Source organism: Acidobacteriota bacterium, assembly GCA_018268895.1.
GTDB lineage: Bacteria > Acidobacteriota > Terriglobia > Terriglobales > Acidobacteriaceae > Edaphobacter.
In genome coordinates this window covers 1-24844 of record JAFDVP010000001.1, presented here as the reverse complement: position 1 = coordinate 24844, position 24844 = coordinate 1, and the positions used below count along the sequence as shown (strand labels likewise).

Here is a 24844-nt window from a genome sequence, read left to right as displayed (position 1 = left end):
CGTCAGCCAGCATCCAAATGTAAGGAGATTCGCCCATGTGGCAACAAGTCGAACTCGCCCTTAGCCAATCCGCCCACCGGGCACTGGTGACTCTCGCCAACTTCCTCCCGGGACTTCTTGCGCTCCTGCTCGCAATCTTCATTCTGACCATCGTGGGAGCACTGCTCGCGGCACTGCTCGGGCGCACCTTAACTCTGCTTCGCTTTGATGAGCGCCTTACTCGCAGCTCGATCATCCCCCTTGAGTGGGCGCCTTCGCACAGTCCCACATTGCTCATTACGCGGGTTGTCTTCTGGGGTTCGGTCGTTCTCGGTTGCCTTATCGGAATCTCGGCCTTCGATGCGGCCTACGCCGGCAACTCGCAGATGTCGTTCTTCCTGGTGCCCTATCTCACCCACTCCGTCGGCGCAATCGTTCTCTTCATCATCGGAACCCTCATCGCACGCTTCCTTGCGAGAACCGTCCTGATCGAAGCCGTCAACGCACGCCTTTCCTATGCCCGTTTTCTCTCGCTTGGCGTCAAATGGCTCGTGCTCGTCCTTACAACGGCCATGGTGCTCGATCACCTTGAGATCGGAGGCACCGTCGTCGACCTGGCCTTCGGAATTCTCTTCGGCGGAATCGTCCTCACACTCTCGCTCGCAATCGGTATCGGCTCCCGCGATATTGTCAGCCGCTCGCTGGAAAAGAACGTCGACAGCGAAGTGACACCGATCGACCAGGCCCCCCGTACGCAAGCTACGTCGGAAACCTTGCGTCATTTCTGATCGAAGCCTGGGTTTCCAAGATCGGACTTGATATACGACTAATTTTGTCCTATAAAGATATAGGACTGAATCTGTCCTTATTCAAATCTGCGGACAACAGGCGCTCGAAAACATGCACAGTAAGCCCCTGCTTCTCTCTCTGCTCCTCGCGGTTCCCTTGGCGTCTGCCCAGAGACCAGGTGGCGGACCGCCCCCTCCCCGTCCTGCACTTCTGGCTATCGACACCAATGGCGACGGCAAGCTCTCCGTCGAAGAGATCGCCGCGGCCAGCGTTGGTTTGATCACGCTCGATAAGGACCACGACGGCCAGCTTACGTCCCTTGAGTATCTCCCCAGCCAGAACGATCCCAACGCCAACAAGCCCGACGAGACGGTTCAGCGCCTCATGCTCCTCGATCGCAACGGCGACGGCATCCTCACCAAAGATGAGGTCCCCGAGCGTATGCAGGGCATCTTCTCCCGCATCGACACCGACCACGATGGCAAGCTCACGCCTGACGAGATCCGTGCATCCGCGAGGACCCAGAGCGGCCCCACAGGCCGTGCGCAGCACACCGGCAACGCTACCCGCATGGACCCGATCCTGAGCGCACTCGATACCGACCACGATGGCGTGATCTCCACCGCCGAGATCGCCGCCGCACCCACTTCTCTCAAAACGCTCGACAAAAACGGCGATGGTGAACTTTCCGCGGAAGAACTTCGTCCTAAACAGATGACGCCCGCTGATCGCGCACAACACATGCTCGACGAGTGGGACACCAACAAGGACGGCAAAATCTCCAAAGCCGAAGCTCCCGATCGTATGCAGCAGTTCGAGGCTATCGACACCAACCACGACGGCGTGCTCACCGAAGATGAGTTGACTGTCTACTTCGCCAACATGCCGCAGCAGCCGCGGCGCGCTGAAGGCAACAACAGCCAGGAAGCCAAACCCCAAGGACAGCGCCTCTAAATGAACGCTTTGAATATCTCCGCCGCACTTTCGCTCTCTCTCGCGCTCACTGCTGCCTCCGCACAATCCCGCGTCCGCGTCTTCCATCACGAGAACGTCCTCGGCACATCGCTCGAACTGAAGCTCAAGACCTCCAGCGAAGCGCAGGCCGCCAAGGCCGAGGCCGCCGTCCTCAGCGAGATCGACCGCGAGAACCGCATCCTCAGCGCATGGTCCTCTACGAGCGAGTTCTCGCACTGGACGCGCACGCACAACACTCCCGTCCGCGTCTCGCCTGAGCTCTTCGAGGTTCTCTCGCTCTTCGATCGCTGGCGCGAACGCACCGGCGGCTCACTCGACGCCTCCGCCGAGACCGCGACGCGTGCCTGGAAGCTCGCCGCAGTCGAAAACCGCGAGCCCAGCGCAGCCGAGTTGCAGAAGGCCGTCGAAACAATGCAGCGCCCGCACTGGAGGCTTGATCCTGTGCATCGCACCGCGACCCACCTCGACGACGCGCCCATCGCGCTGAACTCGTTCGCGAAGAGCTACATCGCTGGCCACGCCGCCGATCGTGCTCTCGCGGCAGGGGCTACCGGAGTGCTGCTCAACATCGGGGGCGACATCGTCGTTCGCGGAGCCATTACCGAGCGCGTCGCGATCACAGACCCACGCGCCGCAGCAGAGAACGACGAGCCCATCGACCTCGTTCGTCTCTCCAACCGCACCATCGCGACCAGCGGAGACTACCGCCGCGGCTTCGAGATTCACGGCACACACTACTCGCACATCATCGACCCACGCACAGCTGAACCTGCTGAATCCGTCATCTCCTCCACCGTCATCGCCGCCGATCCCGCTACAGCAGGCGCTCTGGCGACTGCGTTCTCCGTCATGACACCGGAACAGAGCAGCCGCATCGCATCGACTCTTCCTGGCGTCGACTACATGCTCGTCCTCCGCGATGGCCGCACCATTGCCAGCCGCAACTGGTCTTCGCGCGAGCTTCCTCGTCTACAGACAGTCGCCTATGCCCCGGCAAATAAGGCGGCCCCATCCATGGACCTTCTCATCAACCTCGAACTCGCGCGGCTCGATGACCCGCGTTACCGCCGCCCCTACGTTGCCGTCTGGGTGGAGGACGCCGACCACTTCCCTGTCCGCACGCTCGCACTGTGGTTTCAGAAGCCGCGCTGGCTGCCCGATCTCAAGAGTTGGTATCACTCCGACCAGGTGCGCAACCTAGCCGAGGGAACCGACCTGTCAACCACAATCTCTTCGGCCACGAGGTCGCCGGGGAAGTACACCCTGCGCTGGGATGGCAAGGACAACGCCGGCAAGCAAGTCAAGCCTGGCAAATACACCATTCTGATCGAAGCCGCGCGCGAACACGGCACCTATGGCCTCATCAAACAGGAGATCAACTTCGACGGCAAGACATCGGCGCAGTTCAGCCCGCCCGGCAACAAGGAGATCGCAAGCGTATCGCTGGACTACAGCAGGCACAACTAGACGCTGCTTGAAGCGCCACCACGATCAAACATGATGACCTCAACAAAGATCGCAGCAACAAAGTCCGTTACCTTCCGCGCCCATCTGCGAAGAAAGACGGCGGTGGTCTCGCGCTGGCTGCACATTTATCTTTCGATGGTCTCCTTCGCTATCGTGCTCTTCTTCGCCGTTACCGGCCTCACCCTCAATCACGCCGACTGGTTCGGCAACACCGAAAAGACCACCCGCACCACGGGCCAGATGCCGCATGAGTGGCTGCGTCTCGCCCATGGCGCTGAACCGGCGAAGCTCGAGATCGTCGAACGGCTTCGCGCAGCCAACAAGCTGCACGGGGCCGTCTCCGACTTCCGCGTCGACGACTCGCAGATCTCCATCTCCTTCAAGGCTCCCGGCTACACAGCCGACGCCTTCATCGACCGCGATTCAAACCGCTACGACGTCGTTGAGGTGCGCAACGGCTTCATCGCTGTCATCAACGACCTCCACAAAGGCCGCGACTCAGGCAAGGTCTGGTCGGGGCTTATCGACGCCTCAGCCATCCTGCTGACACTGGTCTCTCTCACCGGGCTACTACTTCTCTTCTTCGTCTACAAACGGCGTACATCGGGCCTTGTCCTTGCCGCCGCAGCAACTGTTATCTGCTACCTCATATACGTGCGTTTCGTCCCGTAACGCCTCACTGAATACTCAGGAGCTTACAGCCTCGGGCGACAGTCGCGTGGAAGTAGTTTTCGGCTTCTCTACCTTTTCGGAGGAGAACATGACTACGGACAAACTTCACAATTGCCTTTAGAAAAGGGCGCTTCAGTAAGCAGGACCGGAGAGCAGCGTTCGCTGCGTCGATTGATAAAACCCGTACAGCGCAACACCTGCAAAACCTATCGCCGGAACAATATACCCGAGCGCAACACTTCCGGTTTGCCGGGCGATCAATCCCTGAATTGGCGGAAAAATTGCGCCGCCAACGATTGCCATCACCAGCAGCGACCCGCCCAGCTTCGTGTTCCTTCCCAACCCCTTCAGCCCAAGCGCAAAGATTGTAGGGAACATGATGGAGATAAAAAAGCCGCTGATGACAATTGCATATGCTCCAACCATTCCGGGCCTAGTCACGACAACCAGCATCAGGATCGCGTTGCACACCCCGTAAACTCCCAACATCAAGCTCGGCCTGATATATCGCATCAGCGGAGTCGAGAGGAAACGCCCAAACAACATCACCACCAAGACGGCCGTTAGATAATGAGCCGCCGTCCTCTCACTGGCGGGAGTGTACTGCTTCATGTAAGGGATCAGGCTGCTCCAGGAGGATATCTGCGCTCCTACGTTGCAGAAATTCGCAGCAACTGCAATCCAGATTGCAGGTACTCGCAATAGTGAACCGAGGCTGCCGTGGTCTTCACCGGCTCCCTCATGTTCAACCTGAATCACCGGGAACTTCGTTCGCATGAGAAGAAAAGCGAAAATCAGCACCACGGCGCCGAACGCCATATATGTCGGCACCACGCGCATAATCTCGCCATGCAGATAGCTCTGGTAGGTCCCGGCGTGCTTCATCTGCTCTATCTCGGCCGCGTTCGGCTCAACCCCAGAAAAGATGAAATATGTGCCGATGAGAACTCCAGCAACCGTGCCTGGAGGGTTGAACGCCTGCGAAAAATTCAACCGCTGCTCCGATGTCGCCGGGTCGCCAAACTGCGCAATAAACGGGTTCGCAGCCGTCTCCAGAATGGATGCGCCACAGCCGACAGTAAAAAGCGCGATCAGGAACATTACATACTCGCCGCGCAAAGCAGCAGGAAGAAATAACAGCATCCCCGAACCGAAGAGAAGAAGGCCAGTTACCATGCCGGCCTTATAGCCCCAGCGGCGCATTAGCAGCCCAGCGGGAATCGCCATGCAGAAGTAACCCAGAAAGTTAGCCGTCTGCACCAATTGCGCGCTGAACTGCGATAACTCGAGCGATTTTTTGAACTGTTGAACAAGAATGTCGGTGAGATTATTCGACATGCCCCACAGGAAGAACAGTACCGTAACAAGAACAAATGGCAGCATGTGCCCAGCCGGAAACACTGGATGCTTGCCATTCTTAACTTCTGCCGTACTCTTTGTTCCGACCGGTGCCGAAATCTGCATCTGCTCTCCCTGAGTTATCGCCGCGCTGCTTGCGTCGACGAGAATCTTACATTCCGAACAAAACGTTCGGCACTATATCTCAATCATGATCTTCGTAAAGCGCCCGGGCGCATCGCCCCATTCAGCAAGCATCGTCCCCGCAGCTTCCAGGGGAACAACGCCGCTGATCGCATCTGCTACCGGAAATCTTCCAGCTTCGAGCATCCGGATCACGTCCAGAAAATCTTCCGGCAGCGCATTTCTCGATCCCATAATGTCGAGTTCCTTTTGCACAAACAAACGCGTCTCGTAAGAGACGGGCTCTTTAGCGTAACCGATGTAGACGACTCGGCCGGTAAAGGCAACCTCTTCAACTGCCGCTCGGAATGTTTGCGGCAGTCCGATCGCTTCGACAATCACATCGGGACCATGGCCTCCAGTGATCTGGCTCAATTTTTCATGCAGATTCTCACGTGCAGTATTAATGAGGTGTTGCGCTCCAGCCTTTTTCGCTGTCTCAAGTTTGGCATCGTCCACATCGATTGCAATCGTCTTGGCACCTCGAAATGCGCACGCGGTAATGGCCCCAAGGCCCACGCCACCACAACCAAAGATCGCGGCAATATCCTGCCCTGTGACTCTACCGCGGGCTGCTGCGTGAAAGCCGACGGTTAAAGGTTCGACCAGCGCTAGCTCTGTCGCAGACAGCTTTGCCGTAAACAGCTTTTCCCTGGGTATGCTGATGTACTCCATCATTGCGCCATCGCGCTGAACTCCCATCGTCTGGTTGTGCTGACACGCATTGACACGTCCTCGCATACACGAAGCACAGCGGCCGCAACTGGTATAGGGCAGTACTGTCACCAGCGTCCCAGGTATCAGGTCGCCGCCGCCATCAACGACCTCTGCAGCAATCTCGTGTCCAGGAATACGCGGAAACTCAACCATCGCATTCCTGCCGCGAAACGTGTTCAGATCAGTCCCGCACAGCCCCACCATTTTTACGCGCAGCAGAACCTCATTCGTTATCGGAGTGATGTCTGGGACCGAAATCACACCTGCACTGCCGGAACCGGTAATCTGAAACGCCCTCATCCTTCTCCTTAGATCTCTACTGTTATCTCAGTTTGTAGACCTGTATCGCAGTCCCGCCGAATATCGCTTCACGCTCCGCGTCGCTGAACTTCGCAAAGTAATCGTTCAACACCTCAAACCACCGGACATAACCGCTTGCTACAAGACATACTGGCCAATCCGAGCCAGCCAATAGCCGCTGCGGTCCAAACGCATCGACGACCGTATCCAGATAGGGCTTCAGCAAACCGGCGGTCCACGAAGTCCAGTCGGCCTCCGTCACCAGACCGGACACTTTGCACCACACATTCTCACGCTTCCCCATCTCTCGCACCATGCTGGACCATGGCTCGACCATTCCATCGCGGATCCGCGGCTTCGCAATATGATCCAGCACAAACACCTGCTCAGGGTGGCGGTCGACAAATTCGATCGCCTGCGGCAATTGTCGCTCGTAAATCAGAACGTCATATGCAAGCCCATACTGGAGCAGCATCCGAATACCTGAATTGAAATCTGACCGCAGCATGTAGTCGACTGGTTCCGCCTGCAGAATATGACGCAGTCCGCTAAGTTTTTTTCTTTGGCGGAATTCATCAAGGACGCCCGGGAACTCGCTCCCTACAATCGGAGCCCAGCCAACTACGCCTCTTATCGCATCGCATTCATCGGCCAGCTTCAGCAGCCAGCGCGTCTCTTCGACAGACTGCCGGGCTTGTACGGCTACCGAGCCGTCAATCCCAGCCTCTTGCATGACAGCAACCAAATCGCGGGGAAGGAAGTCATGCTTGAGCGGACTCATCGCATCGTCAATCCAGCCGTACTCCTCGGATGAATATCGCCAAAGGTGATGATGCGAATCGATCGTCACTTCTTTTCTCACTCTCACTTTATTTGAAATAAAATTTCCAATAATGAAAATATAGAATACGACGCTGGCGGTCCAAACCCGCACTACCCCCGGCCATCTTATTTTTATTTACGCCTTCTTCTCGCGGCCACACAGGAATACTATGGTGAACTGCGGACTCTCCCGCCCGGCCCCTTTTTCTCGATCTTCTCCGAAAGAGGTTCAGCATGCCGAAACAGAAGAAACCCACCAAATCCACAATGACAATAGGCGCGCAGCCCCGCATCGTGCTTCGTGGCAGCGAAAAAGCGCCTCTCCCAAGAACAACCGGCGAAAGGCCTGCCCCCCCGTCCGCCCTAATTACCGTCTCAGTCGTTGTCCGGCGCAAGAAACCGCTGCCCACAGCACACACTACAGGTAAGCAGCGCATGACACGAGCCCATTTTCGCTCCAACCATGCAGCTGATCCGGTTGCAGTGAAGTTGGTTCGCTCCTTTGCAAAGGATTTTGCGTTGAAGGTTCAGCCCGGAACGCCCGCTCCTGGACGCCGCACCATCAAATTGTCGGGCACGATAGCGAATATGCAGCGCGCTTTCGGGGTCTCTTTGCTTCACAGAACACTCAACGGCACGACCTATCGAGTGCGCGAAGGAAGCATCGATCTGCCAGGCCAGCTTGAGGATTATGTCGTCGCCGTTCTCGGTCTCGACAACCGACCTCAGGCAACCCCGCACTTTCGCGTTGCCGGTGACGATTCAGCGGCAGCCGCCAACCAGGCGCAAGCATCAGGTTTTGCTCGTCCACATGCCAGCGGAAGCACCTCCTACACTCCAGTTCAGGTGGGGCAACTTTATGGCTTTCCTTCCAGTGCAACAGCTTCCAGCCAGACCATTGGCATCATCGAACTCGGTGGGGGCTTTCGCCAAACCGATCTTACTGCCTATTTCAAGGCATTGAAGCAGAAGACGCCGAAGGTGGTTGCGGTCTCTGTCTCCGGTGGGAAGAACTCTCCTTCGAACGCCAATAGCGCAGACGGCGAGGTGATGCTGGACATCGAGGTTGCGGCGGCCGTTGCTCCGGGTGCGCGCATTGTCGTCTACTTTGCTCCCAATACCGACCAGGGTTTTCTCGATGCCGTTGCTTATGCGATCCACGACACCACCTATAAGCCCAGCGTGATTTCAATCTCCTGGGGTGCGGCAGAGATCAACTGGACTGCGCAGGCCATGGCTGCGCTCGATGCTGCCTGTCAGTCCGCTGCCGCTTTGGGCATTACGATCACTGTCGCATCAGGCGATAACGGATCATCGGATGGAGTAACGGACGGCAAGAACCACGTTGACTTTCCGGCAGCCAGTCCGCATGTTCTCGCTTGCGGAGGAACCAATCTCCAAAGTTCTGGCTCCGCCATTACATCGGAGACAGTATGGAATGAGCAGCCAAAAGGAGGCGCCACAGGTGGCGGCGTCTCCAACGTATTTCCCCTTCCTTCGTGGCAGTCCAGCGCCAAAGTCCCCTCGCCGGATAACCCGGCGGGCGGGCGGGGAGTGCCCGACGTTGCTGGAGATGCCGATCCAGCCACCGGCTATATCGTTCGTGTCGATGGCAAAATCATGGTGATCGGGGGGACGAGTGCCGTCGCGCCGTTGTGGGCCGGATTGATTGCGCTTGCCAATCAACAGAACGGTATCTCTGCCGGCTTTATCAATCCAGCCATCTATATGGCGAAGGCAAAAAATGCCTTTCGAGATATTCTTGCGACAAACAATGGAGCATTCCGCGCCGGTCCAGGCTGGGATGCCTGCACGGGACTGGGCTCTCCCGTCGCGCCACAACTCATTGCGGCAGTGAACCCTACGAACACCTCCACTAAGAAGGCTAAAAAGCGCGGGATCAGAAATATCTCGCGAGCTGTAGCCGCGAAGAAGCTACCCGGCAAACGTAAACCGCCAACGCTTACGCTCAAGAGGGGCAAGAAGTAACGCTGTCAATTGAGTTTTCATGCTTTGTTTTGTGCCTTTCGCATGACGCTCAACTGAACAGTTCGCGGGCACGCTGAAGATCCTGCGCTGTATCCACATCAAGCTCGCCACCGGGCAACGGAACAGTGTTTGCCTCTTTGAGCAATTCGCGCGCACCAGCATCACCGTGCACCTGCATCAGAGCCGGAAAATACGACGCAGGAAAGTATGCTGGCACACCACGTCTTCCTGAATACTCTGACGCGGTGACTTCGTCGCCTTGCATGAGCCTGCGCAGATGTTCCGATGAAACCGCAGGCATATCGCAAGTGACAATCACGCAACCATCGATGCTGCCGATGAGGCCCCTTACGCCCACTCGCAACGAAGAACCCATCCCCTCACGCCATTCATCGTTTACTACGGTTATTGCGCCTTCCAGATTGCATTGTTCTTGAATGCTCTCTGACGATGCTCCGAGCACCACAACAATCGGTACGCACATCGCCTCACGACATACACGCACGGTCCGTTCGAGAAGAGTCTCATCGGCCAATTGAACCAACTGCTTCGGTTCGCCGAAACGCCGTGACGCTCCAGCGGCAAGCACAATCGCAGCAATGTTCATGATGGATTTGCATCCGCACTGCAATGCACCCGCAGATAGCGGGAAGCATCGCCGTTGCTTAGCTGCAAAGCAATGTCATCTGCCGAAAGACGATGAGATGTACCCGCCTTCCCCATGCAGACAGCCTGTACCTCGGCGACTATCGACAGAGCTATGGCTTCAGGCCCGTCGCCTCCCAGGTCAAGCCCAACAGGCGCCCAGATACGCTTGCAGCACTCTTCAACCGAGAGGCCAGTAAGCGTCGCCGCTTCGCTGACCAACAATGAGCTTCTGTGCCTCGCGCCAAGAAGGCCAAGGTACCGCGGAGAAAGTTGGAGCAGAGGTGGCAACAGCGCTCGGTCCTGTTCGTAGCTGTGAGTCATTAAGACCACAACATCTTCTGAACGTATGCCCAATGCTTCGATGTTTCCGGCCGCAACGCTGAATACGCGGGTTGCCAAAGGAAAGCGCTCTTGCTTCGCCAGGTTCGGACGGCCATCGGCTACAGTCACTGTCCAACCCATCATGGCAGCCATGCTAACAAGCGGTTTTGTATCGTCGCCTGCGCCCAACACGAAAAGACGCCGCGGAGCCTGCAATGCCTCGACAAAGCGGCCTTCGTATCCGAGCCCCGGTTCGAGACCGCGCGCACACTCGAGTTTCTTTTCCCTCAAACCATCGCTCGCAAAAAGGAGCTCCCCGTCGTTGCTTAAGATCGCGCGGCGAAGTGATTTTGCTTCGCCAGGCAGCCAGGTCACAACGATGGATGGTTCGCCCGTCAAGGCCCTTTCCATCGCGTTCATCAGGGCCGAACACTCCGGTGTGTCCGTGGGTTCCAGAAGAAGGTCAACAACACCCCCGCAGCCGAGCCCATAGGGCACCTCCGCAGTGTCGTCGAACATGGTGGAATATCGCTCAACTACAGCTCCAGAACTGACCTTCCAGGCCGCTCGACGCATGACCTCTGCTTCCAGGCAGCCGCCGCTGATTGTCCCTGCACATTCGCCCGCCAGTCCGACCAACAGCCGTGCCCCTGGCCGACGATAGCTCGCCCCCTCAACATGCACAATCGTGACAAGCGCGCGCGCCGAGTGACGACGCCACTGCTCGACGATTCGCCGCTGTTCCACCATCAATTGAGCTTAGTCCTAACTCTGCGGAGAGCCAAGGCTCAGCTCTTTTCAGAGAACGTGTGGATACCGCACTCCAGCTTCTTACCGCCCCATCGCCCACTGCGTGCGTCAGCGCCTGCTTCAGGTATGGCCGTGCAAGGCTCGCAGCCAATGCTCGTGTATCCACGCGCATAAAGTTCAAGTTGCGGAATACCCTCGCGCTCTGCATACTCGTTTACTCGCGCCCAATCCCAGTCGGCCAGAATACTGATCTTCTTCAGATGCTTGCCTGATGGCGTTTTGTGGTCTTCCACCTTCTTCAGCCCCGCGCGGGTCGGCGATTGCTCCCGGCGTAAACCAGTGAACCACCAATCGTAGGGCTGAAGCGAGCGCATCAGGGGCTCGACCTTGCGTGCCTGGCAGCACGCCGTCGGTTGAACGATGTGCAGTTTTCCAAATTGTCCCTCGAACTCCTTAACCGTTGTGGCGGGCAGGGCGTTGATAAGGTTTAGCCCCCATTCCGCGACCATACGATCACGGTACGCAAGCACCTCCGGAAAGTGATATCCCGTCTCGAGAAAAATTACAGGCACATCGGGAAGATGACGGCGCAGCATGTGCAGCGCAACCATATCTTCAATCTGAAAACTGGACGTCAGGCAGACCGGCCCGCCATTGGCCTCGCGAACAATGGCACTGGACAACTCTTCGGCAGTCATCGCTTCATAATCAATCGTCGTATCCAGCACGCTCATCCCTTTACTCCTGCCAACCGGAGAACTTCGTCATCGCTCAAGCCGTCTCCAGCTAAAACACCACCGTCTGAGAAGGTTTCCACGGACAACTCGATTTCAGCCGCAACCTCTGCGGTAATGGCACGCGCAGAGATTGCCGTAACTCCCGCCAGATGCAATGCGCGAACCGCTGCAATCAACGAACCTTCGGGAATCAAAGGATCATCGATTATTACCGCACGGCGGCCATGAGATTCAAAGTCTTCTCGCAAACGTTCGGCGAAGTCTTCCCTGCCCGGCAAAAGCACCAGTGCAGCATGAGCTCTGTCCTGCTCGGAAGTTTCAGCTTTGCCCGTGATCATCGCAGCGCCAACCGTTGCGTTGGTTACACCATCGATCAGTATCAGCGAGCCAGTCGTGCGGCTGTCGGCATATGCGTCGAAGAACAGAGGGAGGTTCGTCTCAAGCTCAACCTCTGCTATCTCATTCATAGCCAGCTGCGACGCGGCAACGTGATCGAGCGAGCCGACGTCTACCCTATACCGTATCGCCTTCACCGTGGCCCGTACGGTGCGCGTTGTATGCTTGGCGATATAGGTGCGCCCTACGTGCAAAGGTTCTTCATGCATCCACACAACCATGGCGTGTAGATGACGGGATACGGCAGGTAGCTGATCCTGAAATGGCGCTACAAGCACCTCTCCGCGGCTAAGATCGATCTCATCCGCCAGCTCAACCGTTACGCTCTGAGGGTACGATGCCGCTTTAAGATCGCCGTCCCAGGTGACGATGCGCTTTACTGTCGTCTCGCGGCGCGATGGCAGCGCCATCACTCGCTCCCCCTCGCGCAATACTCCACGCGCTACCTGCCCGGCGAAGCCACGAAAGTTTGCGTCTGGGCGGAGTACAAGCTGAACCGGAAAGCGCAGAGGGCCTTGCTGCTCTTCTGTGCTGAGCGGCACCGTCTCAAGAAACTCAAGCAGGGTGGGGCCGTCGTACCAGGTCATCGTCGTGCTGGGAGAGACAACGTTATCTCCTTCCAGGGCACTGACTGGAATCGCCGTTACGCTCTTCAACCCCAGACGAGCCGCGAACTCGACGAATTCCGCGCGGATCTCCGCGAAGGTCTCCTCCGAGTAGCCGACGAGGTCCATCTTGTTTACAGCAGCAACGACATGCGGTATCCCGAGGAGCGAGGCAATATAGGTGTGCCGGCGCGACTGAGGAAGCAGCTTGCCCTCGCGCAGATACGCCTTGGCATCAATCAGCACCACAGCTACATTCGCAGTCGAAGCTCCCGTGGCCATGTTGCGCGTGTACTGCTCATGCCCAGGGGTGTCGGCAATAATGAACTTGCGCTTCGATGTCGAGAAGTAACGATACGCCACATCGATCGTGATTCCCTGCTCGCGCTCGGCCTTCAGCCCATCCGTCAGCAACGAGAAATCGACGTGGCCGTTGGCGGCACGGTTCACCCGGCTCTTTTTCACCGCGGCAAGCTGGTCTTCGTAGACGCTCTTGGTGTCGTGCAGCAGACGGCCGATCAGCGTGCTCTTCCCGTCGTCAACACTTCCTGCCGTGGTGAAGCGAAGCAGTTCCTGGCCGAGATGCGCCTCCAGAAACTCCTCAAATCCGCGATCCGCGGTCAAAAGGTCAGTCGTCGCCATTAGAAGTAGCCCTCCCGCTTCTTCACTTCCATCGATCCCTCTTCGTCGTGGTCGATGGCGCGGTTTTCGCGCTCGCTGCGCCGGAAGGTCAGCAGCTCCTCAATGATCTTCGGCAGCGTGTCCGCATCGCTGCGCATCGCGCCGGTGCAAGGCAGGCAGCCAAGCGAACGCATGCGAACCTTTTCTGTCCTCACCTGTTCACCAGGCAATAGCTTCATCCCCTCATGAACCAGCGTCATCTGGCCGCCGCGAACGATCAGCGGGCGCTCCTGTGCGAAGTACAGCGGCACAATAGGGATCTTTTCCGCGTAGAGATAGAGCCAGATGTCGAGTTCCGTCCAGTTGGAGAGCGGAAAGACGCGAATGCTCTCTCCCTTGCGCAGACGGGAGTTGTACAGGCTCCAAAGCTCCGGGCGCTGGTTCTTCGGGTCCCACTGGCCTGCTCCATCGCGGAAGCTGTAGACACGCTCCTTGGCGCGGCTCTTCTCCTCGTCGCGGCGGGCGCCGCCAAAAGCCGCATCGAAGCCGCCTTCAGCCAACCCATCCAGCAGGCTCCTTGTCTTCAGCAGACCGCAGCAGTTCTGCGTACCAAGCGTGTACGGGTTTGCTCCAGCGGCGATCGCCTCTTCATTGCGATGAACAATCAGATCCGCCCCAATCTCCTTGGTGTAGGCATCGCGGAATGCGATCATCTCGGGAAACTTGTAGCTGGTGTCGATGTGCAGCAGCGGAAACGGAATCTTGCCCGGATAGAAGGCCTTCTGCGCGAGACGCAGCATGACGCTGGAGTCTTTGCCGATCGAGTAGAGCATCACGGGACGCGCAAATTCCGCAACTGCCTCGCGCATAATGGCGATGCTTTCCGCCTCGAGCGCCTGTAAGTGATTCAGCTTCTCAGGCTGAAGAAGAGTCTCCGATTCAAGAGCAACGGCGGAAGTCATTAAGTTGGACCTCTGAACCTCCACAGAAAAGAAATCTGCGAAGTTTCAAGCAGTAAGTAAGGTTGTGGTGGTGATGATGGCGACCGCGAACTAACGGCAACAGCGCGGACACGGACACGGGAGCATCCGGCAACAACAACACGCGCGATTTACGAAAACAACCATCTCTATGAGTATAGAACCGACATCGCAGCGGAGCAACAATATCTGCTAAACTAACTCAGTCGGAAACCAGCGTCCTGAGCAATGCCTCAGCGAGTCCCGAAACTCGCCTGAAGACACGGACGTTACGGATTGCGGCCATTCATAGCACAGAGTCGGGGCGTAGCGCAGCCTGGTAGCGCACCTGCTTCGGGAGCAGGGGGTCGTTGGTTCGAATCCAATCGCCCCGACCATTCTTCTGATTTGGCCCTTTTGAAGATAATGTCGAAGGGCTTTCTGTATGTGGGCGTTGCACTTACGGCGTCTACGGAGCAGTTCGAAAATAGCATTCTGAGCAATTTGGCTTTTTCGGTGGAATCCTGCGAAACATACAGGAAATAGGCCTTATTTGCGAGTTCGAAAATCCTTTGCATGTCCAATGCCCGGTCGCCCGTTTCGGCGTTGCTCAGGCCGTCCATGGACATTCTGACCTGCTGCTCTTCCATCCGCCAATCGCTCATCTTGCGTTCCCAGAAGTCTTCCGGGATTTTGCCGTCGAGCTTATCCGCATAGGCTCCATCCATCCTTTTACGGATCGCTGCCAGCCGGGATTCAAGGCGCGAACGTTCCGCATTGACCCTGCTGGCAAATTGTTGCTGGTCTTTACGTATCGTGGCAACGATGCGTGAGACGACCTCCTGCGGCACCTGAAGGCCCTTCAGCGGCTCTCCCAGACGTTCAGCGATATCTTCCTCCCTGAAACGTGGAAGATCGCATTTGCCGCGATGCCCAGTGCAGCGGTAATAAACGTATTTTTGCTTCTGGACGTCGCCTGTGACCATACAGCCGTCATAGGCGCACTGCATCAGGCCACGGAAAGCAATGTCGCGTTTCGAATACTTCGGCCTGTTGTGGCCTGAGAGTATTCCTTGTACCTGATCGAAGAGCTTGGGCATTACGAATACCGGATGCGTGCCGGGATACCTTTCCCCTCGCCAAAGAAACGTACCGATGTAAAAGCGGTTGGTGAGAATACGATGGATGTTTGCGCGGCTGATCGTCTTGCCCGTCTCGATACGTATCTTTTTAGCTATCGTCGTGAGCGTGTGTGCGCTAGTTGCGTACCACTCAAACATCCGCTTCACCGTAATGGAATCTTCAGGATCGATTTCGATGGTGCGTTCCGCTTTGTTGTTCCTATAGCCGAATGGCGCGTGGCCGGGAAAGATACCTTGCGATGCCTTCTCCCGCATACCTTTCTTCACTTCTTCGCTCTGATTCTTGATATAGTGCCGCGCGAGAGCGATGTTGATGTCGTGTATGAAAATGTCATTCGACTTCGATTCCTTCGAGATGATGTGTCCTTCTTTGATGAAATGGACGACGATATCGAGATCATGGACTTTTAGAGCATCATGGGGATTTCGGTACAGTCTGTCAGTCTTCTCCACCAATAAAATCCGACAGGACCGGTTTCGTTTGAAGTAGGCCATCATCTCTCCAAACTGCTTACGACCAGTCTTTTTGGCCGTCTCTACATCTTCGAAGGCTGCAACGATTTTGAAGCCATTCCGGGTAGCGTAATCCTTGAGCAACTTGGCTTGTGCGCCAAGCGAATATCCTTCCTGCTCTTGTTCGCGGCTCGATACGCGGGTGTAGATAAGGGCTTCGGTCATCATTTCTCCGTTCATTTTCGAGTACGAGTATTATCAGGCCGGTTGGCTACGCAGCCAACTGCCGTATAGTTGACTCCTGATAGGTGTGCCGAATCGAATCTTTATCGGGGGTTCGCTCCCCCGAGCCGGGAAAGTAGGCTGCATACCTTCGCATCCAACGCGCCCCATTTCCTTTGGAGTGACGATTGAGCCAGCGACAGAACTCCTGTTTTCCTCGTGCTTGTGCTTCATGACGCAGAGCCATTCCCTTCAGCCACTCGCTGAACTCCTCATCTTCGATGCGCGGTAAGCAAACCGGCGCGCTGTCGATCATCATTGCGTCGAACGGGTCGATCTCCGCCGCGCGGTGCAGCTCTCCGAAAGTTCGTACTTCCTTCGGCAAACGTCCACCTCCGTACTGTCGTTCAATCCGTGTGAGCATGTTCGTTTCCTTGTGCCCGTACTCCTGTTCGAAGACTAACGGGTCCGCATCGCGGCTCTGTTTTCTCTGAGCCTTGCGAAACCTCGATAGCTCTTCAGCCGTCTTGTTGTAGATGCGGTAGACGTTCGGTCTCGCGCCCGCCGTAATCGTCTCAATGTCGGTGTTGCTGATGACATCCCATTTGAGCTTGCCGACGCGGCGCGAGATGCGTTTGTACCGGAAGCTTGCGTGTTCGTGGAACCACACAACCGGTACATCTGGGATGTCGGCGCAGAGGTCGATACGGGTTAATTCAAACTTCGAAGAATCCATCTCTACGATGCTCTCCACGAGGCCGACCAACTCGCTGTAGGGCTTCTTCCCTGTCTCAAAGAGTTCGAGCTTGTGCGTATGCGGCTCGCGCCGCTTGCCGTAGTGCAGCATGGCGTCAAACCCATGTGGCCGCAGGTCCATGACGCCGATATAGTGCTGAGACGGTCTGGCAACTCTGTAGCGCCGCAACAAACCATTGACAGGATTGCGGAAATACGTCGAGACGGGCAAGCGGAGTTCGATCTTGTCGATCACAGGACCAACTCCAAATTTTGTCCAACCTCGTCACCGTGACGTGAGTTGCAGGCTATTAGACACAGCCTGCAACCCGGCACCGCCGGAAATCTGCCGCTACATGACCGGAGAAACATTGCGCCTCCGGTCCCATGCGTCCAGCAGGATAAAGAATTCGATTAGCTTTTGGAGATCATCGTCGTCCAGAAATGGGGAAGGCACGGCGGCTTCGCCGCCGATGAGGGCGCTGCCCTCAAACTCCCGGAACGGCTTTTGATCCTTACCGGCAGCCGGGGATGCTATATCTCCGGCTGCCGTGTCACAGAACGCGACATGCCGTTTAAGTCGCGGGGCGGAGCCGTTCAAGAACCGTTGCCCGCTCTGGTGTTCGTCGCGTTCTGCAAACTCAACCGGTACCGAACTGGACGCGACAGTCGCTTCGTTGCTTAGGTCCATCTCGGATGCGCGTTGTCCGTCGAGTTTCATTGTCCAGGTCGATTTACACTGTTGTTGTTGTATCCCTCAAAAAGACTTTGATTTTGCAAAGAAAAAGAACATCACGCATGGCGCGCAAATCGCAGAACAATTCGACGTATAGCGTGCATAGCGGCAATAAATTCGACGCACGGCAGTCGTGGCGCAAACTTGAGGCGCGGGTGCGACGGTTGGAGGGCAAGATTGCGAGACTCGAAGCCGATCCCTACGAAGGCTTGCTGAATGTTCAAGTCGGGAAGCCGGTTCAGAAGAGAGGACCGAAGAGCATATCCGATTCCGAGTTGGCAAAGCGGCGCGATGAACTGGTCCAGTTCTTCGAAATGAACTGGCCGGAGTTGGAACCACTATGCGCACCAACGCCGAAGTTCAAAGGTCTTAAGCAAGCGTTCGAAGCATTCGCTAATCCAGGCTCCCGCCCAACTCCCTGGGGAACTCCGGTGCAATCGCTTCCATTTGGTTTCGTGGGAAACCATAGCGCAGCCGCGAAGAGACTTCTGCTACCGAAAACGTTCTCAGAACTTCAGGTGTTTCTTGCCAAAGAGCAGAGGAGATTTGCGTCGAATCCTCGCCAATTAGCGAATGCCTTGGCCGGATGTCCTGACCTCGGTTTCTGGGCATCGCTGAAGCGTTGCCAGCGAATTCAAGTCGGATTTGGCATTGACCACCGCGCCATGAGGTCGTATATCCGCAGAGAGCACCCGAGGCTCTATCAGAAGCTATCCGCATCGTCAAACCTTGCAGAACTGGCCAACTTTTTGCGCAAATACCGAACCAAAGACCTGAACATCGGTGGACTTACAGCAGACCACTTGCTCATACTCTGGAAGGCAGGAATGCCCGGATAATTACTCCCAACCAAACTGCCCTTTTGATCAGAAATCAGCAGTCCGTTTGGTACGGATTTTTGGGGCCGCCTCAAAAGTACAAAATCGTACTTCGCTATGTGCGGATACAGGGGAGCACGTCAAGTGTTACGGCGTATCTATACGATGGCATCCGGGAGAGGGACGGATACTTTCTGTGCTGTTGGCACCCTCTACTGGGAGTGGAGGGGCCATACCTAACCTTTTCGGCTGCAAACATCAGGATCAGATCACGCTGACTTCATCGATCAAGGCTATCGCTTTTGTTGCCAGTTCACGCACGTACTCTGATGAATGAGAATTTGAAATTTCGTCTATTAGGTATCGCAAAGTAGATAATTGCTCACAGTTCAGTATCTTAAGCTTCCTTACTGCGAGATTAGTCGTATCGGGCACCAAGTCACGTTTCGGCGAAAAGGAATAGATCAAAAACGATTGGATTTCACTTGGGCTTACTTGCTCCAAACAACGCATCAACCAAGCGGGGAAAAAAAGGGGAAATGCTTGATCTGTCAAAAGCATGTATCCGCTGGGAAGGGAATCCAGTATCTCGCCGGGTATTTGAGTCCAATTCTTGCCTTTTAGGCTTTCATAGAGAGCTTTCTCTTCATCAAGTTCCTCGGTCCACTGTAGATCTACAGGAGTAAGTTTTCCCAAATAAGTATTCGCGGGGAAGTAGCGTTTAATCGCTTCACGCAACTTTGTCACAGTCTTGTCTTGTAAAGTCATATGTTCCTCGTAAAACTAAGGAAGGGCTAGAGCGCCAAAGGTTTCGATTTCTAAACAACCAGGGATTAGCGCACCACATACTGCGGCTGCAACGCCCGCTCCTATCCAATACGGTGCAGAGGAATTAGAAGTTCTAGGCCACGGGGCAACAACAGGTTGGTCTGCCCATTCGGCAATGAATGGTGGAGGTTCGCCGCAAGAATTGCGATATTGGTCAATTTTATCCTTGAGATTACGTTGACGACCTTGGAATTCGCCGATATGCGTTTGAAGCACATCGATGTCACGATAGTTGAACAGTTGTCTAAATCGCTGAGCTAAGCCTTTCTTTATTATCATGCTTGCACCCGGCGGTCTGATGGCGTTGATGTCGTCGAGCATGTCTTCTAATTGTTTCTGGCAAGAAGGGGGCACGGATTTGATGAAGACAACACTCGCAGTGGCTACGGCAATTGGCGCAACTCCCCCTCCACCGTCGGATGGTATCGGCTGCATTGGCTCAAGGTGAGTAGGACCACCTCCGCCAACGGCACCCCATCCCCAACAACTAAAGCCGCACCCTATCAGGCCAGGTCCTTGCATAGTGGGGACCCCATTGTCGCTACCTATTATGTCACCAGGGTTAAGTCCGAGAGGGTCCAGTTCGGTGAGCGGTCGATTCCCCACATAGCTATACCTGTTGAGGCTTTGCGGGCTGAAAACGTCATAGCTGCCGTCGTAAGGGTCGGGACTCATCCATCGTCCCTGCGTCGAGGAGTATTGGCGGAACTGCGCATGGTGGGTGTCGTCGGCGTCGCGGTCCAGTGCGGCGAAGTGGTAAGCGTCGTTGTCGGAGCCTGATGCGCTAAAGCCGTCGCCGAACGGCAGCGATTGATAGGTGCCTTCCACAGCGCCGTTGCGGTCCGTCCGGGAACGCTCCGTTCCCATCCAGTTCTGGTGCTGGAAGTGAATAGCTCCTCCCTGATAGAAGGCCACCGGGCTGTTTCCCCAGTAATACTGTCCGCTGATTTCAGAACGGGTGCTGCCGTCCCACACGGAAACCCTCTGCCCCAGGATGTTGTAGACGTATTCGGTTGACGAGCTGCCGTTTTCCGCGCGAACCCTTTGGTTGAATGCGTTGTAGTAATAGTGGATGTTGTTGTCCACCTGGATGACATTGCCCTCAGCATCATAGACGTAGGTGTGAGTCAGGCCATCGCTCATCATGTTGCCCGCCGCGTCATATTGTATGCCGGAGATCTGGTTGTTGGCAGTGTTGATGGCGTATGACGTGGTGGGTCCGCTCCCATTGCTGTCTTGGGTGATGCTTTGGCTCACGCGATTGCCATAGCCGGTCATAACCGTAGGTGAACCGGGTGGGGAGGATCTATCGGGTTCGAGGTATCGGCTGGGTTGATGTAGGAGCCACCCGTCCGTTACCGTCAGACTTTGTGGCGTGTGTCTGATCTAAGCCACATGATCGCACCAACCACGACAACCCCTACTGACAAAAGAGTTGTTCCAACTACCGCTGCTTTTCCAAGACGCGTGCCTAGTGGCCCTTGATAGACAATCGAATAGGCCAGCAACGTTGAGCCAAATCCAATGATCGAGATGATTTTCTTTTCAACATCTTTGATCTGACGCCTTAGGAAATACAGCCCGGACGCTACCCCGCAAGCTACCCAAATCCCGATTCCCAATGGCACCAGAAGAGACAGCCATTTATGCGTTATCAACATGATTGAACCTCACAAATCAGGGTTAGGAGTGCACTTGCACTACAAACGAGAGCACCAATTCGGATTACTTGCAAAATACGAACGTTTGGCGTGTCACTCCCTCTAAAAATGGCAAATGCAAGCCACTCGGGCTTGAGGGCTAAACCGGCAAATACCGCGCACGTAAACAGCAAGTACGCTATTTCTGCTTTGCTACTCATGTAGACCTCAGCACGGCCCCTTCACTTTGGTATTGGTTGTTGTAGATGTCGTGGCAGCAGCGAACCCTGGGCCAACGGTCACATTGACGGTCCAGATTCCACCGCCATAAGCAAAGCTAAACGACACAGCCGGAAGAGATAGTGTGAATTGTTGAAAGGTACCTCTAGTTTGCTGGACGCTTGCTGCATTGGTAATCATTCCACCTAGTCCTGCTCCTAATCCGGCCCCAAAGATAGTCGGGTTCGTGCCACCCTGCTGATACGGTGCTCCCGGATTGTGGAAACCTGCAACAGCAGTTGCAACATAGTTAAAAAATCCTCCGGGCTTACCCCCGAACAATCCAAAGCCCGCTGAACCTTGAGCTGTTGCACCAAGTTTTGATAGTCCTAGAGTGCCTTCACCCCCGACAACGCCAGCGATTCCGTGGGGCCATAGACTCGGAGTCGCCGAACAGTTCGTCTTATTTGGGAACGGGGTAGAACTGCTACCGCCGCCACCGCCATTGTTGCTACCGCCGGAGTTGGAGGGGTTGACGGCAATGGCACCGAGTCCAGGGCCGGAGGATGGGTCCATCGGATCAGGTTCGTCGGTGGTTACAGTTATGGATGAGTCTGAGTCATACCAAATGCCATACGCAGCCCCGCAGTCCTCTGCGCTGTTAATAAAGGGATCAATGTAGGGCTCCTCGGCATTGCCATATGGAAAGGCACTGACGCAAAGCTGCCCACTTGGATCGAACGAACTTAGCGGCCTGTTCCCCACATAGCTATAGCGATTGAAGCTCTGGGGATCGGATGCGTCATAGCTGCCATCATAGGGATCAGGACTCAACCATCGCCCCTGCGTTGAGGAGTATTGCCGGAACTGGGCATGGTGGGTGTCGTCGGCGTCACGGTCCAGCGCGGCAAAGTGATAAGCGTCATTGTCGGTGCCGGATGCGCTAAAGCCATCGCCGAAAGAAAGGGATTGATAGGTGCCTTCCACAGCGCCGTTGTGGTCCGTCCGGGAGCGCTCTGTTCCCATCCAGTTCTGGTGCTGGAAGTGAATAGCTCCCCCCTGATAGAAGGCCACCGGGCTGTTTCCCCAGTAATACTGTCCGCTGATTTCAGAATGAGTGCTGCCGTCCCACACGGAAACCCTCTGTCCCAGGATGTTGTAGACGTATTCGGTTGACGAACTGGCGTTTTCCGCGCGGACCCTTTGGTTGAATGCGTTGTAGTAATAGTGGATGTTGTTGTCCACCTGGATGACATTGCCCTCCGCATCATAGACGTAGGTGTGAGTCAGGCCATCGCTCATCATGTTGCCCGCCGCGTCATATTGTATGCCGGAGATCTGGTTGCTGGCAGTGTTGATGGCGTATGACGTGGTGGGTCCGCTCCCATTGCTGTCCTGGGTGATGCTCTGGCTCACGCGATTGCCATAGCGGTCATAACCATAGCGGTAGTATGTCAGCGGATTTCCCTGCGCCCACAACTCGATATTGGTTTGCGAGATTCTTCCAAGGTCGTCGTATTGATATTGCGTTCCAGCCTGCATCACGTTGTCGTCCACCCAGCTCACGTTGCTCCCGGCCCAATAGACGTTGAAGCCATAGGGTTGCGTCGCGCAACTCAGGCTGGCCGTTCCCTGACAGACTCGGCTCTCATACGGCCTCCCTGTACTCGTATAGCTCTTCAGTACATTCAGGCCATTGCCAAGGCTCCAGCCCGTAGGCCCGAAGGGGCCATTGGTGATGGACGAAACCAGAGCAGGAGGATTCGTCGGCGTATTCACCGACGAGGTGATGCTGGTGACCTCAGATGCGGGCGAGTATTGATATGTGGTCGACGCGCCTGCGCCGTCCGTTGCACTCGTCATGTTCCCGGCAGTGTCGTATGTGTAAATCAGAGTCTTATCGTAAGTGGCGTTTCCGCATCCGGATGGAAGGCACTGGGATGTGCTCGTAACTCGTCCCATCGAATCATAGATAAAGTAGGCGCCTCCCACCCAATTGGTTGGAGGGTTTGCGATTGCAGATGTAAGTCGCCCTTTACTGCTTCCGAGGCTCAAGGTGCCTGCTCCCCAGGCAGTCGCCTGGTCATACTGGTATGTCTTTGTTGGCGTACCGTCGTCATAGCTTACCGAAACAACGCGGCCCGCAGAGTCGTATTGAGTAACAGTATGGGTCTTTGTAGCGGTATTGGTTTGGTTGGCTTTGGGCCTGGTGCGAGTCACCTGCAACCCGGTCGAATTATATCCATAGCTGTACGTCGTCTCTCCCCGCTCAGGCTCTTTGGTGTAGATCGTTCTACCCAGCGAGTCTGTCTGGAAGATGCGTTGCTGTACGTTCTGAGTGATCGTTGTTGTGTGGTTGACAAGATCATAGGCGTAGGTCGTGAGATAGCCTGTGCCAGCAATGTCCAGATTGCAGTTCTGCGGTGAATCACTCTGGTAAGAGGTGCCCGAAACTTCGCAGATCGCTGCGATCCTCCCCAACGCATCGTACTGCGTGATCTTTATGACCTGGTTGACGTCGGTGGTCTTCACCGCGCGGCCGGCATATTGATATGTTGTATTGCCATCGGGAGTATTGATATTGGTGACGCGGCCAAGAGCATCGTAGGTGTACGTGGTTCCGGTGCCTGAGCACTGTTTCGGCGTATCAAATCCTGCCCCTTGATACCGTGACGGAACAAACTGAAGGTTCCCGGCAACGTCATAGCAGTAGTCGACCTGATACCAGTCCTTCTGTGGATCACTGCTGCCGTTATGAACGGCAACTCGGCTGGTGCGTCCATACGGATCATAAAGTGTTGATGTATACCCTCCGTTCGGAGTCAAAACGTCGACAGTATGAAAGGTAGAGTACATGCCGTAGTTGTACGTCGTGCTTCCGCCGTCCACAGTGTTAATCTGTTTTGGTCTCAGCAACCTGTCGTATTGGGTTAATTGCACCATCGGCGTGGTGGTGTTATTGGCATCCGATGCTGAAAGTGGAATGCCTGAGGCGACATCGTAGCTTGCTGTCGCTGGAAGCGAGACCCCGCTGGATGGAGTAGGTGGCGTCGCCTGCGTCGCGAAGCCCTGCGTGGACTCATAGCTGTACTGTGTCGTTCCATTGGGATCGGTGGAGCTAACGGGAACACCGGTATCGTAATATGTAGCGGCTGTATCGAGCGTCGCCCCGCCGACAACCGGATTGATTACGGTATGCGACGATGTCAGGTTCCCACGCGGACCAGAGACTGCATTGTGTTGTGGAAGCCCCGAAGTCGCAGTCGGTGTTTGCTCGTCGTAGCCATAGGTCACCTGGGATACAGTATGGCCTGCGCCATCCTGTACCCAAACACTCGAAACTCTGCCTGGGGTGACATAGGAATATGTTGTCGTCTGGAGAAGAGCAGAACCATAGTCAAGGTCTTTATGGGTGATAAGCAGCCCGCTTGGGCCGTCATAAGTGTCTTGAGTCTGACTCGAACTTCCGCCGTTTTGGCTCGAAATAATCTTTGTTGCTGTAATCGGAAGTGTAATTGCCTGTCCGTCGCAGGGCGTCGCCGCATTGTTGTAGCAAGTCTGTCTATCGAGAAGGGGAGTGCTGGCAGCCACAGACCCCTGATAAACCTGTCGATGTGTTTCGTAAAATGAATCGCTCGTATCGGTAAAGGTGTACAGCGTCTGATTCAGCGCCTCATCCTGCAAGGTGGTCGTTGAACCATTGGTGCTGGGTGATCGTCCATAGGTTCGTGTGCCGTCCGTTGTGACACGGCTGAGTGATCCCGTGGTGCCATCGGCATTCAG

General features: G+C 55.7%; 20 protein-coding genes, 1 tRNA gene and 2 pseudogenes. 7 read left to right on the top strand and 16 right to left on the bottom strand.

Features of this window, described 5'->3' with window-relative positions; genetic code table 11:
* The first annotated feature begins 35 nt into the window (after positions 1-35).
* From JSS95_00115 to JSS95_00100, 4 genes are all read left to right on the top strand, one after another.
* Positions 36-767, top strand: a complete 732-nt coding sequence (locus JSS95_00115) for a hypothetical protein (GenBank protein ID MBS1798205.1) — start codon at positions 36-38, stop codon at positions 765-767.
* Positions 768-879: 112 nt separating this feature from the next.
* Positions 880-1722, top strand: coding sequence for an EF-hand domain-containing protein (locus JSS95_00110; protein ID MBS1798204.1), 843 nt, complete (start codon positions 880-882; stop codon positions 1720-1722).
* A complete protein-coding gene (locus tag JSS95_00105; protein MBS1798203.1) occupies positions 1723-3210 on the top strand; it encodes a DUF2271 domain-containing protein in 1488 nt (495 codons plus the stop codon).
* Between the two features lie 33 nt (positions 3211-3243).
* Positions 3244-3882 (top strand): PepSY-associated TM helix domain-containing protein, encoded by a 639-nt coding sequence (locus tag JSS95_00100; GenBank protein ID MBS1798202.1) that lies wholly within the window; start codon positions 3244-3246, stop codon positions 3880-3882.
* A gap of 132 nt (positions 3883-4014) precedes the next feature.
* Here JSS95_00100 and fucP read toward each other — a convergent pair whose 3' ends face one another.
* The 3 genes from fucP to JSS95_00085 all read right to left on the bottom strand — a co-directional run bounded on the left by fucP (position 4015) and on the right by JSS95_00085 (position 7270).
* Positions 4015-5265: an L-fucose:H+ symporter permease gene (fucP, locus tag JSS95_00095; protein ID MBS1798201.1), complete on the bottom strand. Its 1251-nt coding sequence runs from the start codon at positions 5263-5265 to the stop codon at positions 4015-4017.
* A 153-nt stretch (positions 5266-5418) separates the two neighbouring features.
* On the bottom strand, positions 5419-6420 hold the full coding sequence (locus tag JSS95_00090; protein MBS1798200.1) for a zinc-binding alcohol dehydrogenase family protein: 1002 nt from the start codon (positions 6418-6420) through the stop codon (positions 5419-5421).
* A gap of 22 nt (positions 6421-6442) precedes the next feature.
* On the bottom strand, positions 6443-7270 hold the full coding sequence (locus JSS95_00085) for an amidohydrolase family protein (protein MBS1798199.1): 828 nt from the start codon (positions 7268-7270) through the stop codon (positions 6443-6445).
* A 239-nt stretch (positions 7271-7509) separates the two neighbouring features.
* On the opposite strand from JSS95_00085, the gene JSS95_00080 reads away from it, so the two are divergent.
* Entirely contained in the window at positions 7510-9231 is a 1722-nt protein-coding gene (locus tag JSS95_00080) for a S8/S53 family peptidase (GenBank protein ID MBS1798198.1), read from the top strand.
* Positions 9232-9280: 49 nt separating this feature from the next.
* On the opposite strand, the gene JSS95_00075 is transcribed toward JSS95_00080, so the two are convergent.
* From JSS95_00075 to cysD, 5 genes are read right to left on the bottom strand one after another with little or no spacing between them, the layout of a single operon-like run.
* The gene (locus JSS95_00075) at positions 9281-9838 is read right to left on the bottom strand and encodes a nucleotidyltransferase family protein (GenBank protein ID MBS1798197.1); all 558 of its coding nucleotides are present in this window, start codon (positions 9836-9838) and stop codon (positions 9281-9283) included.
* Positions 9835-10950 (bottom strand): XdhC family protein, encoded by a 1116-nt coding sequence (locus JSS95_00070; GenBank protein ID MBS1798196.1) that lies wholly within the window; start codon positions 10948-10950, stop codon positions 9835-9837. Before JSS95_00070 ends, JSS95_00075 begins: the two co-directional genes overlap by 4 nt.
* Positions 10951-10988: 38 nt before the next feature.
* On the bottom strand, positions 10989-11684 hold the full coding sequence (locus JSS95_00065) for a phosphoadenylyl-sulfate reductase (protein MBS1798195.1): 696 nt from the start codon (positions 11682-11684) through the stop codon (positions 10989-10991).
* Positions 11681-13330, bottom strand: coding sequence for a sulfate adenylyltransferase subunit CysN (gene cysN / locus JSS95_00060; GenBank protein ID MBS1798194.1), 1650 nt, complete (start codon positions 13328-13330; stop codon positions 11681-11683). Before cysN ends, JSS95_00065 begins: the two co-directional genes overlap by 4 nt.
* Positions 13330-14271 (bottom strand): sulfate adenylyltransferase subunit CysD, encoded by a 942-nt coding sequence (gene cysD, locus JSS95_00055; GenBank protein MBS1798193.1) that lies wholly within the window; start codon positions 14269-14271, stop codon positions 13330-13332. The genes cysN and cysD overlap by 1 nt, the downstream gene beginning before the upstream one ends.
* Before the next feature lie 318 nt (positions 14272-14589).
* Between cysD and JSS95_00050 the strand changes: the two genes are divergently transcribed.
* Positions 14590-14666: transfer RNA gene (locus JSS95_00050), tRNA-Pro, on the top strand.
* A gap of 663 nt (positions 14667-15329) precedes the next feature.
* On the opposite strand, the pseudogene JSS95_00045 reads toward JSS95_00050, so the two are convergent.
* The 4 genes and pseudogenes from JSS95_00045 to JSS95_00030 all read right to left on the bottom strand — a co-directional run bounded on the left by JSS95_00045 (position 15330) and on the right by JSS95_00030 (position 17541).
* Positions 15330-15665: pseudogene (locus JSS95_00045) on the bottom strand (recombinase family protein).
* Positions 15642-16103: pseudogene (locus tag JSS95_00040) on the bottom strand (recombinase family protein). The pseudogenes JSS95_00045 and JSS95_00040 overlap by 24 nt, the downstream one beginning before the upstream one ends.
* Before the next feature lie 31 nt (positions 16104-16134).
* Positions 16135-17076, bottom strand: coding sequence for a hypothetical protein (locus JSS95_00035; protein MBS1798192.1), 942 nt, complete (start codon positions 17074-17076; stop codon positions 16135-16137).
* Between the two features lie 96 nt (positions 17077-17172).
* The gene (locus JSS95_00030) at positions 17173-17541 is read right to left on the bottom strand and encodes a hypothetical protein (protein MBS1798191.1); all 369 of its coding nucleotides are present in this window, start codon (positions 17539-17541) and stop codon (positions 17173-17175) included.
* A gap of 77 nt (positions 17542-17618) precedes the next feature.
* Between JSS95_00030 and JSS95_00025 the strand changes: the two genes are divergently transcribed.
* Positions 17619-18395 carry a hypothetical protein gene (locus tag JSS95_00025; protein ID MBS1798190.1) on the top strand — a complete coding sequence of 259 codons (777 nt, stop codon included), beginning with the start codon at positions 17619-17621 and terminating at the stop codon, positions 18393-18395.
* A gap of 243 nt (positions 18396-18638) precedes the next feature.
* On the opposite strand, the gene JSS95_00020 is transcribed toward JSS95_00025, so the two are convergent.
* The 4 genes from JSS95_00020 to JSS95_00005 form a co-directional block, all read right to left on the bottom strand.
* Positions 18639-19142 (bottom strand): hypothetical protein, encoded by a 504-nt coding sequence (locus JSS95_00020; GenBank protein MBS1798189.1) that lies wholly within the window; start codon positions 19140-19142, stop codon positions 18639-18641.
* Positions 19143-19157: 15 nt separating this feature from the next.
* Complete coding sequence (locus JSS95_00015) at positions 19158-20480, bottom strand: hypothetical protein (GenBank protein ID MBS1798188.1); 1323 nt, start codon at positions 20478-20480, stop codon at positions 19158-19160.
* A gap of 83 nt (positions 20481-20563) precedes the next feature.
* Positions 20564-20863 carry a hypothetical protein gene (locus JSS95_00010; protein MBS1798187.1) on the bottom strand — a complete coding sequence of 100 codons (300 nt, stop codon included), beginning with the start codon at positions 20861-20863 and terminating at the stop codon, positions 20564-20566.
* Positions 20864-21070: 207 nt separating this feature from the next.
* Positions 21071-24844, bottom strand: a 3774-nt coding sequence (locus JSS95_00005; protein MBS1798186.1) for a hypothetical protein, incomplete at its 5' end; no start/stop codon positions are given.